Below are 14,509 nucleotides of genomic sequence, written 5' to 3'. Positions count from 1 at the left end.
CTTTCAGGGATGACGGGCCGAGCGTCTCTGCCGACGGCGAGATCCCGACGCTGGTGACCGACGACACCAACACGCCGGATGATACCGCCAGCACCAGCTTCGCCGATATCTTCACGGTCGATTTCGGCGCCGACGGGCCGAAGGACGAGAATGACGACGAGACCGAGGATGCCGATGCGGTGACCTATGCCCTTGGCATCTCCGCACCGGACGCCGACAGCGGGCTCAACGATTCTCTGACCGGCGACGACATCCTGCTGCGCAAGATCAGCGACACGCTGATCGAGGGCTACCTGGCCGGAGACCCGGCGGAGGTCGCCTTCTCGATCTCGGTCGATGCCAACACCGGTGTCGTGACCCAGGAGCAGGATCGCTCGGTCGAGCATGGCGATCCGCTCGATGACGACGAATCCGCCAGCCCGGCGACCCTCGCCGCGGCCGGGCTGATCACCCTGACCGCGACCGCCACCGACGGTGATGACGGCGCCGGCGATACCGCGTCCGGCGTCGCCAATATCGGCCATGCCTTCACCTTCAGGGATGACGGGCCGAGCGTCTCTGCCGACGGCGAGATCCCGACGCTGGTGACCGACGACACCAACACGCCGGATGATACCGCCAGCACCAGCTTCGCCGATATCTTCACGGTCGATTTCGGCGCCGACGGGCCGAAGGACGAGAATGACGACGAGACCGAGGATGCCGATGCGGTGACCTATGCCCTTGGCATCTCCGCACCGGACGCCGACAGCGGGCTCAACGATTCTCTGACCGGCGACGACATCCTGCTGCGCAAGATCAGCGACACGCTGATCGAGGGCTACCTGGCCGGAGACCCGGCGGAGGTCGCCTTTTCGATCTCGGTCGATGCCAACACCGGTGTCGTGACCCAGGAGCAGGATCGCTCGGTCGAGCATGGCGATCCGCTCGATGACGACGAATCCGCCAGCCCGGCGACCCTCGCTGCGGCCGGGCTGATCACCCTGACCGCGACCGCCACCGACGGTGATGACGGCGCCGGCGATACCGCGTCCGGCGTCGCCAATATCGGCCATGCCTTCGCCTTCAGGGATGACGGGCCCGAAGTGACGGCGACCGGTGCGGCGGTGCCGGTCCTGGAGACCGACGACACGAATGTTCCGGGCGACACCGACAGCGCCGATTTCGGCGGGCTCTTCACCTTCAGCTACGGCAAGGACGGGCCGAAGGACGATGACGACAACGGCGCGGATGCCGATGCGGCGGTCTATGCGCTCGGCCTCGACACCAGCGGCGGCGATGACAGCGGGCTGGTCGACACGCTGACCGGCGAGGACATCCTGCTGCGCTACAGCGGCGGGATGGTCGAGGGCTATACTGCGGTCTCCGACCTCGTCGCCTTCACGATTTCCATCGACTCCTCGGATGCCGATCTGGGCTCGGTGGTCCTGGAACTGGAGCAGGACCGGTCGATCCATCACGACAATCCGCTGGATCCCTTCGAGGACGGAGTGACCGGGCTGGCCGACGATCCCGCGACCCTCGCTGCCTCGCTTGCTTCGATCAGCCTGTCGCTGACGGTGAAGGACGGCGATGACGGTGCGAGCGACACGGCCAGCGCCAGCGTCGACATCACCGATGCCTTTGCCTTCTTCGACGACGGGCCGGGCATCTCGCCTGCCATTGCCGACGGGCCGCTGCTGGCTTGGACCGATGGCGCATATTCCGAGGATTCGGGCTTCCTGGACTACGGCAATGACGGCGCGGGCAGCTTCACGATCCAGTCCTGGACAAGCCTTGCGGACGACACGATCATCGGGCCGATCTCGGAGACCCTGTCCCCGGACGGAACGGTGCTCACCTATGCGTCGGCCATCGAGGACCTGTTCAGCATCACGCTCGACGGCAGCGGGACGGGAAGCGTGCGCTTCGACGTGCTGTCGGATGCGCCGCTCGTGCTGTCGCCGCTCGACTTCTCGAACACCGTGCCGGGCGGCCCGTCCGAATACGAGGTGGTGCGCGGCGACAATACCTGGGTCGAGTTCGACGGCTTCCTGACCTATGCCGGGGACGACATCTTCGCTTCCGACGCGGTCAGCCTCTACAATGCCGGAAACCTGCTGGCGAGCGATCTCGACGATCCGAATGTCAGCAAGCAGGGTGCCGGGGTCAAGGACAACCAGATCGACCAGTTCGAGCACTTCAAGCTCAGCTTCTTCGAGCCCGAGGCCGATCCGAACACCTTCCCGGACCAGTCGCGGGACATTGCAGGATTCCTCGCGGTGTTCGACGGCGCCACCGGCGGGGCCTCGAACCAGACCTTCGACATCCGCATCGTCGCTTACGACGACGGCATCCAGGTCTGGGACGAGACCATCTCCGACCAGCCGCTGCCGAAGAACCCGACGAATCCGGAAGTCCCGATCGAGTTCCAGCCCGGGGTCGATTTCGACGAGGCCTACCTGCTGATCGAGTATTCCGCCGATGTCGGGATGCGGCTGCGGGAGCTGTCGCTCTACGAACGGCTGGATGCCCCGGACTTCGCCTTCGAGACCACCGTCCGCGCGTCCGACGGCGACGGCGACTGGGTCGAGGACACGTTCTCGAACTGGGTGGACGGAAACGGCGACGGACTCTTCATGGCCTGACCCGGTCCCGGCAGGAAGAAGCAGGGCAGGTCCTGGCGGACCTGCCCGCAGCGTGAGAGGCCGGGCACCCCGGACCCGTCAGGGCGCCAGCGGGGCGAAGAGGTCCTGCAGGGCGGCTTCGTCGAGCAGCGCGTCCGTGCCTCCTGCACCGTCCTCGAAGAGCGCGTCGGCCAGGGCCTGCTTGCGGACCTGCATCTCGAGGATCTTCTCCTCCACCGTTCCGGCCGCCACCAGCCTGTGGATGAAGACAGGCCTTGTCTGGCCGATCCGGTGGGCGCGGTCCATTGCCTGGCGCTCGACGGCGGGGTTCCACCACGGGTCGCAGAGGATCACCGTGTCCGCCTCCGTCAGGGTCAGCCCGACCCCGCCCGCCTTGAGGCTGAGCAGGAAGACCGGCGCGTCCCCCCGGGCGAAGGCGCCGAGCACCGCGGCGCGGTCGCGTGTCCCGCCGGTGAGCGAGAGCGAGGTGATGCCCGCCGCCGCCATATCCGCCTCGATCAGGCGCAGCATTTCCACGAATTGCGAGAAGACCAGTACCCGGCGGCCCTCTGCCACGAGCTCGGCCAGGAGCTCGCGCAGCCGGGCGCGCTTGGCGCTTTCGCTGACGGAGCGCGCCGCTTCCGTCTTGACCAGCGCCGGGTCGCAGCAGACCTGCCGCAGCTTCAGCAGCGCGTCGAGCACCGTGATCCGGGCGGCGGCCAGGCCGCGGGCGGCAATCGCCTCGCGCACGCGGGCATCCATCGCGCTGCGCACCGTCTCGTAGAGCGCCTGCTGCGGCTTCGGCAGCTCCACCCGCTCGAGGATCTCGGTCTTGGGCGGCAGCTCGGCGGCGACCTGTTCCTTGGTCCGGCGCAGCAGGAACGGCCGCAGCCGCCGGTTCAGCCTTGCCTGCGCCGCCCGGTCGCCCTGCTTCTCGATCGGGGTGCGGAAGAGCTTCTGGAACGTCTTGCGGTCTCCGAGGAGCCCGGGATTGACCCAGTCGGCGAGGGTCCAGAGATCGGCCAGCGAGTTCTCCAGGGGCGTGCCGGTCAGCGCCAGGCGCCCCTCCGCGGGGATCTCGCGCAGCGCCTTCGCCGTCTGCGCGGCGGGGTTCTTCAGGGTCTGGGCCTCGTCGAGGATCGCCAGCGGCCAGTCCCGCGCCGCCAGCCAGCTGCGGTCCCGGGCCAGCAGGGGATAGGTCGTCAGCACCAGGTCGGCCTCCTCCGCCGCCTCCCGCCGGGCGGCGCGGTCCGGCCCGTGCAGGGTGACGAGCCGCAGCCCGGGCGCGAACTGCGCCGCCTGGGACTGCCAGCCGTGGACGAGGCTCGTCGGCACGATCAGCAGGGCAGGGCCCGCCGCCCCGGCTTCCTTCCGCGCGAGCAGCAGCGCCAGCGTCTGCACGGTCTTGCCCAGCCCCATGTCGTCGGCGAGGATGCCGCCGAACCCGGCCGCGAGCAGGCTGCCCATCCAGGCGGCCCCGCGGGCCTGGTAGCCGCGCAGCTCCGCCTCCAGCCCTCCGGGCGGGCGGAAGCTTTCCGCCGCTGCGAGGGCCTGCAGGCTCCGTGCCAGCGGCAGGATCCCGGCATGGTCGGCAAAGCGGACGGAGCTGCCCTCCAGCGCCTCTTCGGCCAGCCGGGCGGTCTCCGCGTCCGAGGGGTGCAGCGCGCCCAGCTCGGCATGGTGCGACAGGAACAGGTGCAGGAGCGGCGCGAGCGGGGCGAGGTTAAGCGCGACATAGCCGTCCTTGCCGCGGTCGAGATAGACCGGGCGGGCGGCAAGATGCTCCGCCAGCGCCGCCGCATCGGGAAGGTCCTCCCAATCCGTGCGGGCCTGTTCGAGGAAGGCCGCGATGAGCGGCGCGACATCGACTTCGCGCCCGCCGATCTCGGCGCGGAAGCCCAGCGAGAACCAGTCATTTCCCTGGAAGGCCTCTCCCGCCTCGCCCTGCGTCGAGACCGACAGCACCGGCGCCTCGCTGCTCAGGCGATAGGGCCATTTCCGGGTCTCGACGATCTCCCATCCGTCCCGGCGCAGAGCGGGCAGCTCGCGGAAGGCGAAGTCCAGCGCGCCGTGCCTGCCGGAGAGATCCTCCGCATGCATGTTGATCTCGCCCTCGGCGAAGACGAAATCGCACTCGGCCATGCGGTCCCCGGGCCAGTGCAGCTCCATCTCCTCCACCGGCAGGGCGCCCGCCCGCATCAGCCGGCCGGCGCAGGCGGCTTCCCAGCCATGGTCGCGGGCGATGGTCACGATCGTGCCGTCCTCGGCCAGGCGCGGATCGGCATCGCCCTCCCAGACCTCCTGCCCGTCATAGACGAAGCGCAGGGTCAGCACCGGGAGCTCGACGGAATGGCCGTAGCGGCGGTGGTCTTCCCGGGCGGTCTCGGCGCCGAGGGTCAGCCGGGCGAAGCGCTGCCGCGCCGCGCGCAGGGCCTGGCGCACCGTGCGGGGGCGGGGCAGGGCGGCGCCGCCGAGGGTTTCCGGCAGCGCCGTGCCGAGCGCGGCTGCCTCCTCCGGGACGATGCGGGGGCTCGATTGCACCAGTTGCAGCACCTCTTCCTGGATCGACCGGTCCAGGCAGCCGATCCGTCCGGCGGCGGCATCGACCCAGAGCGTCGTCCCGCCGAGGCTGCGCAGGTCGAGCGGGGCTCCGGCCTTCCCCGCGAAGACCAGCCGCTGGCGGCCGTCGGTCTCCATCCGCCAGTCCAGCCGTGCCTCCGGCCGGTCCTCCGACCAGCCGAGCTGCGCATCGGGCAGGGCGCCATGCAGGAAGCGCCCGGTGGCGCAGAGCCGCCGGACCAGCGCGGCAAGGTCGTCTCCGCGGGGGCGCAGCGGCTCGGGCAGGCCGTAGCCGTAGCCCCAGGAGACCTCCCAGAGCCGTGCCCGGGCGAGCTCGGGCAGCAGCTCGAGATCAGCGGGTCGGACGAATTGCGCGGGGGCGGGATTGCGCAGGATCTGCATCGCATCGTAGCGCCGGATGGACTTGTTGAGCGCGGTCCCGGCCGCGTTGATCCGTCCCTTGTGGATGTCGATCCTGAGCCCCGCCTGCGGACCGGCCGGGGCGAGCACGTAGAGCAGCCGGTCCTTGACCGTTGGCGGATAGTCCCCGCTGCGCGGCGCGGGCGGGGGCGGAGCCGGGGCGAGGCCGCGGAGGCGGCCGAGCCAGCCCTGCACCGGCAGGGCAAGGGCAGGGCGGCCGCGGTCCTGTTCCGCCCAGACGGCCAGGGCGGCAGCGACATGCTTGCAGTTCCATCCCACCGGGCAGGCGCAGTCGCCTGCGACCCGGCCATGGTCCAGGCGGATCTGCTGGAGGTAGACCTTCCCGCGTCCGTTCGAGACCCGCGCATCGAGCATGCCGTCCGGTGAGGGCGCCACCGAGACGACCAGCCCGCGCCGCGCATAGTCGAGGCCCCGCGCGAGCGTCGCCGGGTCGAAATGGTCCTGCAGCCTGATCGTCATGGGCACCTCCTGCGGGCTTCTTTTCCCTGCAGGAGCGGGACGGCGCAAGCGCGGGATCGTGTGGCCGGCACAGGACCCTCCCGGAGGTTCCCGGCATCCGGGATCATGGCGGTTCCGCGGCTTCTGCGAATTCCGGTTCCGGCGGGATGGACGGCGTCGGCGGGCCCGGCGGAGAAATTCCGCCGGACGCCGGGGGGCACCGCGCTGCGATGTCCGGCTGGAACCGAGCGGGACGTCCATGCAGGCCAGCTGGCGGCCGTTTGCGCGGGGGGATGGGAAAAAGGGCGGCAGCCCAAGGGAGGAGGAGTGGGCTGCCGCCGAATTCCGCGGTTCAGGGAGGAGGAGGAACCGCTGGAATGGTCTCAACTGCTAGCGATAACATAGCGGCAGCGCTGCGGCGCAGCAACCCCCTGGGTTGCAAGCCGGGGATGACGGCTGCGCATGGCAGGAGCGCTCATTCCATGGCCGAGACTGGCGCGGCGAACGGCCGGTGGCAAACGACCGCCGCAAGACCAGCTGCCCGACCAGTTGCTCAGCAAGCTTGGATTGTCGGCAATACATCGGAGTACTTCATGCTCTCAGCTAAGTAATTTTCTGAAATGCTTTCATTTTTCCCAAAAATTGCGGTTCCTTTTCTTATGAGAGATCCAGCTGAAAGAGCATTGTAAAATCTCGACATGCATTTCGGCTGTGTCCGGGGTCATGTTCGCAGGAAGTCACGCTCGAGCACGCAAGCCATTAACCCTAGGTTAAGGAATTTGCACGATGCACAGGGAGGGGAAGAAACAAAACGGCGTTCGCCCTGCCTAGAGACCAGAGTGGTCCTGCAAGATGCAGACGAAAACGGATCTATTCATGCTGGAACTGCACATAATCCTGACAGGGGACTTCAGTAGAAGCCTCCTCCTTATGGCCGACGACCTTGTCAGCTTGGACCGTAAGCGCCTTGTGGGCATCATGCGGCGTTCTGGCGGTGTGTGCCGGTTTCAGCTTGTTTCCGTAGACCTGCCCGAGAGCTTGGAGGGCATTCGTCCATCAAGTTTCGAGGTTCACGCGAGTGCGCACCGCAATCCTCGATGCCTGGCCCGCTGCATATCGATCTGCGAGTTTCTGGAACGACGGTTTGTGGGTTAATGACTGCAGCCTCGGTACCATGAGTACTGAAGGCAGGGTTTTCCCGAACGCGTCGGCACCTGGTCTCTCCCCCATTCGTGAGGCTCGGCGCCAGCCCGTCTGGCGCAACCTTCGAAGGAGAATGACGCGGGAGAGGCCGCCGACCTAGTCGGCTCACCCCGCGATCATGGGGTCTAGTTGACGGGCATTGACCGCCGCATGAAACCGGTCACGCCGGTCTGCGGGAGAGTCGGTCACGACAAAATCGGATCAGTTCTCAACAGACTGAAATCAACATCGCAAACCTCAAGCCTCACCCGACTGTTACGGCCACTGGCTACGTGGAAGCGACAAGCGCCACATTCTCCACACGGCATGGCGAAAAAAAGTCCGCTAAATTTTGCAGCCGCAGCCAACAAAAGGGAAACTGGTCCTCCCGGCCGGATGCTTCAGCACCCTAGCCTAAAGTATCGAATTTTCTATCGAGACCCGGGCAGACTTAATGCCATGGGCCATTAAGGAATTTTTCAGATGGCAGCTAGTCTAGCAAATCGAGCAGAGACGCCAATTCAAGAGATAATTCAGGAGGATAACTTCAGCTTAGAGATCAGAGGGGAAGCATTGCTGCGGCAAGGAGAAACATTGACCATCCTAGCTGTGAAAGATAATAGAGATCTGCTCGAAACGCAAAGCTAGGAACGACATGACGATTTTATCCCGTTGGAACGAACTCGGGCTCGAGAAAGCAAAAGATGTCCAGAGTTTCCTGCTCAGACGGACTTTTTTGGGCGGGCCAACGGGAAGCTTAGACACCCTAATGCTGCATATCGGCGGACCTAAAACAGCAACATCGACGCTGCAGCACTGGCTGGCGGAAAATCGTTGGAACCTCAGGAAGAGCGGGGTGGATCTCCGCGTTCCCTCTGACATTCGCGGCCGAAATTTTATTGGATCGGCGCTGAGATACATAAACGGAAAGGATGACACGCCTGACACTTCCGGTTTTGACAGGTTGTTCGGCGGCGTTTCAACGGAACGGCTTCTCATTAGCGAAGAATCGCTGACAAACTCGTTCATTCCAGGCGCATCCAGGAACCGAAATGGTTTTGATTGCATCGACAAACTGATTAGCTTTCTCCAAGAAGTGAAGGTGCCCAAGATCAAAATTCTGCTGACGGTGCGGCGCCAGGATCAATTTATTGCCTCCTGCTATGGACACCGGCTTCAGAGGTCTGGAGAAAAAAACAGCTTTTCGGATTGGAAAAAGGACAATGTCGATTTCAAAAATCTGTCTTGGCTGGGCGTGGTGAACAAGTTGGACGTAGCCTTTGGAGAGGAGAATGTTGCCGTCGTCCCGTATGAGCTTATTCAAACTGAAGGTGACAGAGCTTTTTATGAGCGTTGCCTGTCGTCCCTGAACATCAGTGCCAAAGGGCATGTCGAGCCTGAAAGTCGCGCAAGAAATCCCTCACTCACAGACAAGACCGAACAAATCGCTCGAATAGTCAACACCTTCCCGACCACGTCGCCTGAAGAGCGGTCAAGGCGAACCGCACTTATAGAACGGATAAACAAATTTGCATACAGGTCTGGAGACCGAACGTTTCGCCCCTACATCAGTGACGACGCAAAAATTTGCCAACTGCATTACAAAGTAGAGAACACTGAACTTGCAGCGCGAAAGTTCCCTGACTTGTGCACCTCCTTTTCCTTCAATGATGGGAATGGTGGCCGTGCGAACTAGGTGATGAAGTTTGGCTAGGTTTCCCGGTCGACACAAATACTGAACGCTCCGATGAGCTTTCTTCTTTCCACGGTCTAAAGCACCAAAGACTCGGGAATGGGCAGAAGGATCAGAATGTTTTTTGTGGGGCTGCGTGACGACCGGGAAACGATTGCACCGGGTGCCGACGAAGTGCGTGCTGCCTTCTTCGGTATCTGCTGGAGAGTTTAGCCTGTCCAACTGGCTTGTTTTTCCGATAATCTCCAGGGGCGTCCCAGTCAAAGTTGGTACTGGGCGCGGTTCGCGTGGCTTTTGCCAGACCGAAAGGCAAGGAGGGGACCAAGCTGGGAATGGGACCGCAATGAAGGTAGGGCGCGTGTTGACGTCTGCACAGCAGAACGAACTGGAGCGAGTGCGACTGAACGCCCGGAGGAACGGCTTGCGTTGACCGTCTTCCCACCTGTAAGCCATTTTCATAGGACAGTAACAGTAGAAGGTATGGAGCAAGGTCGGCAGCAGGCACCAACTGAGCCGACATAGCAAACTGACCATGGATTTAATGCCTACCACACTGCCGCTTTTTGAAACTGCCGCATCGAGTGGGTGCGCCGAGAAGACATATGTCATTTTCGGAGGGCGCCGCGGGGGAACGACAGCGGTTGCGGGAGTGTGCCAACGCTTGGGTCTTTTCATTGGAAGCGGCTTGGAAGCAAACTTGGAGGATCTCAGTTTCCGTAAGATCCATGGCATGGAACACATCCGTGAAACTATAGATGAACGAAATGAGAAGTTTCAAGTTTGGGGTTGGAAACACCCTACACCTCACTCTTACTTGTCATCAGTAGTGCCCAATTTGCGCAATCCCCGCTTCATCGTGGTAAGCCGGGACACGGCCGCTCACGCTGCTGGTATGATGGAGCGAGAAGACCGCAGCGCCGAGGAAAGCTTGCGGCTTCATGTGAAGACGGAACGTCAGAACCTGGATTTCGTTTTCAAGCACAAGATGCCGACTCTGTTCGTCAGCTACGAAAAGCTGTTGGTGAACCCGGACGAAACGATCCTGGACCTCGCCCAGTTTCTTGGATTTTCGGCCACGCCCCGAAAAATCCGGCAAATAAATAGCTTCATTCACCCGGGACGCTATGAACCTGTCGACACAATCGGTAAGGCAAGGAATTTTCTGAACCAACTTCTGGGGCGCACGTCCAATACCGTTTAGTGCGGCATTCCGCCTGCGGCAGGGCATGCGCCAATGGGCCAGCCGGAAGCTATTGGGAGTTGAGCTAGCATGAGATGCATGTGGAAACGCAGGCAAAACCTTGAGGACATGGTTTCTGTCGACGCATTCGACGATGAGTATCATGATGACGTGATTGACCTTCGCCCCATCAGGAGGGAGCTGGTCTGTCTGCCGGATGACGAAATTCACGACGGAACTTCCGATCTGTTTCCCTCCCTCTTGGAGCGGATGCTCTCGATGTTGCCGCTGCAAAGCGTCTGGCGTATCATGCGGGGTGGCTGAATCCCTCCGCCAAGTCAGATGTTTCCGGGCGGCAGAAATTGCTGCGCCGTTTTGGGGTTTTGCGGAGTCGACTGCTTTCAAGGCGGTTATCGCCAATGTCGCGATCCTGACTGCAGTTCTCTGGGATCGGCAATGAACTGGCGGAATTTGGCAATCTCGTTCGTGCTTGGCGTGGCGGTGTCGGTAAGTCGGCTTTCTGCCTGCCCTTCGTTCTGGCCTTGAGGTTTCCCCTCAAGGGTCGACATGACTGCCACGACGGTTGCATATTGAATATCGGACAGGTCTGGGATCGGGAGGCAGTCAGGCACAACGAGTGATCCAGCACGGCATGGGCGGAAAATTCATCCAAGCTCTAGAGATGGTTGAGTGAACCGTGGGAACGCCCCCTCCAGAGTAAGGGGAATTTTCAGATACTGTCTGCTGTGCTGAAAGTTATTCTTATCAACCCCTTTGAATCGGATTTCCAAATGAAGAATGTCTTGATGATTTCCGTTGACGATTTGTTCAATGTGGTGCGTTTGCGCGACGCATACGGCGTCTCCATCCAAACGCCGAACATTGATCGTTTGCTTGAACGTGGTGTCTATTTTGACAACGCTCATGCAATTATGCCTGCGTGCAATCCGTCTCGGGCGTCTACGATGACTGGAATGTCTCATTACAAAGCGGGAGTTACAAAGAATTCCGACATATTTTTCAAGCTTATTGATCCAACCGAGACCATCAGCTACGCATTCAAGAATTCCGGATACGATGCAATTGGGATCGGAAAAATATTTCATGGAGGGTTGGAAGAAGGGTACAATTCCCCTGCCAAGATTGATTTTCTGAACGCCGCGTTCAGCGAATACATCGCAAGCGTGGGAGACATCACCGGTGCTGGAAATGGAGCTACGGTGGGGCATTCTGGTCCCGGTCCCCTTCTGGAAGAAGACCACGCGGACACGAATGCGGCAGAATGGGCTGCTGAATATGTAAAAAATAGCATTGGTGCCGTGTCTCCATATTTTCTGGCGGTGGGCCTCCACAAGCCTCACTTGTACTGGAATGTTCCCCAAAAATATTATGATCTATATGACCCGGACCTGATTGTTCCGCCAGCTACTCCCATCGATGATTACGATGATGTTCCATTATTTTATCAACATGTTCTTGAAGGGCTGAGAAACCTTCATGTGAAGGTCACTAGTGCCGGAGAGTGGGTTGATGCCATTCATGGCTACCTTGCTGCCATTAGCTATGCCGATTCTCAAATCGGAAAGATCTTGGACGCTTTGGATGAAACAAATTCCTGGAACACAACCACTGTGGTTCTCTGGTCTGACCATGGTTATCATCTCGGCGACAAGGAAACGTGGGGAAAATTTGTCCATTGGGAAAATGCAACGAATGCACCGCTGATAATATCAGATCCAAGTGTCGGGTCGGCGGGTAGCATAGTCACCGCTCCCGTATCATTGATGGACATTTTCCCTACCTTGGTTGAGCTAACTGGCATCAGGGATCCGGGACCGGCTCGGGACGGGGAATCTTTGGCATATATTTTGGAGGAGCCGGGCGGAGTTTACGATGGCTTGGCGGTATCCGCATTTGACGGATCAATTTCCCTTCGCAGCAACGCATTTAGATACATTGTTTCCATTACGGGAGAAGAACAATTATACGATATGTCAGTTGACGTTGAGCAAAGAAACAATCTTGCTGTCACTGATGCTGGGGATGTCGGCATTCAAGAAGTCTTGAGTGGTTTCCGAAGAGACGCGAAGATTGAGGCGTCTAGGCTTGGACTTCTGACTGATTTCGAAGCGAAATCCATCGTTGGAACCAGTGAAGACGAGTGGATTCTTGTTTCGGAAAACATTGAATCTGCTTTGGGGGGACGCGGAGATGATTCATATTCCATCTATCGGACGGACGATGTGCACAAGATATTCGAGACCCCAAATGGAGGTATCGACCTCGTGCACTTCATCTCTACCGAAAACGGAATGCATGTTTTTTCAATTCCGGAAAATGTTGAAGATTTTCGCTGGGCGGGCATGCGTGGCTCCCTGCATCTGACGGGAACCAATGAGAGAAATAACATCTATTCATCCGGGGGAGGAGATGCCCTGTTTTTGTTGGGCGGGGATGACATTGCGGATGCCCGGGAAGGGGCTGACAGAATACAGGGCGGAGCGGGAAGAGACACGATTTTGGGAGGTGATGGAGAAGATACCATTTTTGGAGGGGGCGGAGATGACAAGCTGAACGGAGGGGACGGAGATGATTACATTCGGGCGGGAAGCGAAAACGATACAGTGCTGTCAGGTTCGGGAGATGATGTGGTGCACGGAGGCAGTGGCCGGGACTACGTAGAGCTTGGACATGGAGATGACGAATTCATTGATTTTGATCAGGATGGCGATGACGGCGATGACTATGTTCTCGGCGGGAATGGGAAGGATACAATTTTTGGCTTGGGGGGGAGAGATAAATTTGATGGAGGATGGCATGAAGATTCAATTTCAGGAGGAGAGGGAGACGACACGATTTGGGGCAGGTTGGGGAATGATGAATTGTTTGGCGAAGATGGCCAAGACTTGATTTATGGCGGATTTGGAGATGATAAAATTTTTGGTGGAAGCCGTTTCGACACCATCATTGCAGGCGAAGGAGATGACACTGTTCATGGAGGAAATGGCCGTGATTTCGTAAGATTGGAGTCTGGAGATGATTTCTTCTTGGATATTGCCCAAGTGGGATACAGAGGCAGTGATACAGTCTTGGGAGGCAATGGAAACGACACCATATTCGGCCTGGGAGGGGATGACTATTTTGACGGAGGCTGGCATAACGATTCGATTGTTGGCGGACGTGGAAATGATACTCTGTTTGGGAATTTGGGGGACGATACGATTATAGCGGGCGATGGAGACGATTTCCTGTTTTCCGGATATGACGAAGATGTTCTTTGGGGGAATGAAGGCCGGGACAGTCTCTTTGGCGGCGGCGGAAATGATGTTCTCTTCGGCGGCTTGGGAAATGACACTCTCAATGGCGGAAAAGGAAATGATATCCTGAAAGGTGAAGTGGGGGTTGATCAGTTCGTATTCAGGTCTGGTTGGGGAGTGGATACGGTATGGGATTTTGACCCCCGTCTCGAAAAAATACAATGGCTTGACAAAAGAGAGGAAATGAGAGGGGAAAATGTATCTCTATCGTTCAATGGGGATGGGGTGATGGTTTCCTTTTTCGGAAGTCCAGATAACTGTATCTTTTTGAGAGATGTTTCTCTGGAGGCTGTCGAAGCGAACTTCAATAGCATATTCACTTTTGTTTAGCCCGCCGGTCCTGGACAACGGGATCAGTTGGAGACCTTTGGGTGTCTGTATCTGCAGGTGAATGCCAGGGAAACCGGATGTCGGCCAATTCCAGGGTGCGGGTCTTGAAGCGGCCCCTTGAAATTGTCCCGGCCTTGGGTCCGAAGCTCCGGAGCAGGCCGCGTAGCGACAGCTCCTGGGCGGTTATGTCCTGCTGAACGGCCGCACGGCCCGGAAACGTTTCGCGCCTTGCTGATGCGCGTCCACGCTGGTCAACCTCGTCAAGCCCGAGGGGCTGCCATTTATTTCCGAAGGTCCTCATTTCCGGATCCGTGTCTGGGCTGGGACCAGGCAGTCCGGTTTCCATCAGCATCGAGCGCTCTATCGCAACCAGGAGGCCATGTTCTTCCAGCCGGATCAGCATTTCGGTCCGGGTGGCCGGAGTTCGACAGCTAAATTGCGATTTCGGCGAGTCGCGCCTCCCCGCGCATAATGAAAGCAATGGGTTGGCGACCGGGAATAGTGGTTTCAGCCGAAGTCTTGTTGTAACACGCCATGTGAACTATGGCCCTTGTCGAAAGTTACATGGACGGAATATTGTTCGTCCATGTACACGCGCATCACGGAATCCGGCGGCCGCCGCTACCTGCAACTCGTCGAGGGCCACCGCGACGAGGCTGGAAAGGTCCGCATCAAGGTCGTCGCCAACCTCGGCAGGCTGGACAAGATCAAGCCCGGCAAGCTCGACCCGCTGATCAACGGCCTGAACCGCGCGGCCGGACGC

6 protein-coding genes and 1 pseudogene are annotated in these 14,509 nt (G+C 60.1%); 6 read left to right on the top strand and 1 reads right to left on the bottom strand.

Going from position 1 to position 14,509, the window contains the following annotated elements; genetic code table 11:
• On the top strand, positions 1-2,627 hold a 2,627-nt coding region (locus HCC78_RS28380; RefSeq protein WP_216671350.1), incomplete at its 5' end, for a DUF5801 repeats-in-toxin domain-containing protein.
• Positions 2,628-2,705: 78 nt separating this feature from the next.
• On the opposite strand, the gene HCC78_RS28375 is transcribed toward HCC78_RS28380, so the two are convergent.
• On the bottom strand, positions 2,706-6,065 hold the full coding sequence (locus HCC78_RS28375) for a DEAD/DEAH box helicase (protein ID WP_172332123.1): 3,360 nt from the start codon (positions 6,063-6,065) through the stop codon (positions 2,706-2,708).
• A 1,816-nt stretch (positions 6,066-7,881) separates the two neighbouring features.
• Between HCC78_RS28375 and HCC78_RS28370 the strand changes: the two genes are divergently transcribed.
• From HCC78_RS28370 to HCC78_RS34120, 5 genes and pseudogenes are all read left to right on the top strand, one after another.
• Positions 7,882-8,922, top strand: coding sequence for a hypothetical protein (locus HCC78_RS28370; protein ID WP_172332122.1), 1,041 nt, complete (start codon positions 7,882-7,884; stop codon positions 8,920-8,922).
• 529 nt (positions 8,923-9,451) lie between these two features.
• Entirely contained in the window at positions 9,452-10,120 is a 669-nt protein-coding gene (locus HCC78_RS28365) for a sulfotransferase domain-containing protein (protein WP_172332121.1), read from the top strand.
• Positions 10,121-10,198: 78 nt separating this feature from the next.
• A complete protein-coding gene (locus tag HCC78_RS28360; protein ID WP_172332120.1) occupies positions 10,199-10,423 on the top strand; it encodes a hypothetical protein in 225 nt (74 codons plus the stop codon).
• A gap of 467 nt (positions 10,424-10,890) precedes the next feature.
• Positions 10,891-13,746: a sulfatase-like hydrolase/transferase gene (locus HCC78_RS28355; protein WP_172332119.1), complete on the top strand. Its 2,856-nt coding sequence runs from the start codon at positions 10,891-10,893 to the stop codon at positions 13,744-13,746.
• A 586-nt stretch (positions 13,747-14,332) separates the two neighbouring features.
• Positions 14,333-14,509: pseudogene (locus tag HCC78_RS34120) on the top strand (IS1634 family transposase); the annotation flags it as partial.

The sequence above is a fragment of the Mangrovicoccus sp. HB161399 genome, assembly GCF_013184745.1.
Taxonomy (GTDB): domain Bacteria; phylum Pseudomonadota; class Alphaproteobacteria; order Rhodobacterales; family Rhodobacteraceae; genus Mangrovicoccus.
The sequence above is the reverse complement of the archived record's forward strand: the minus strand, read 5'-3'. Positions and strand labels throughout refer to the sequence as shown.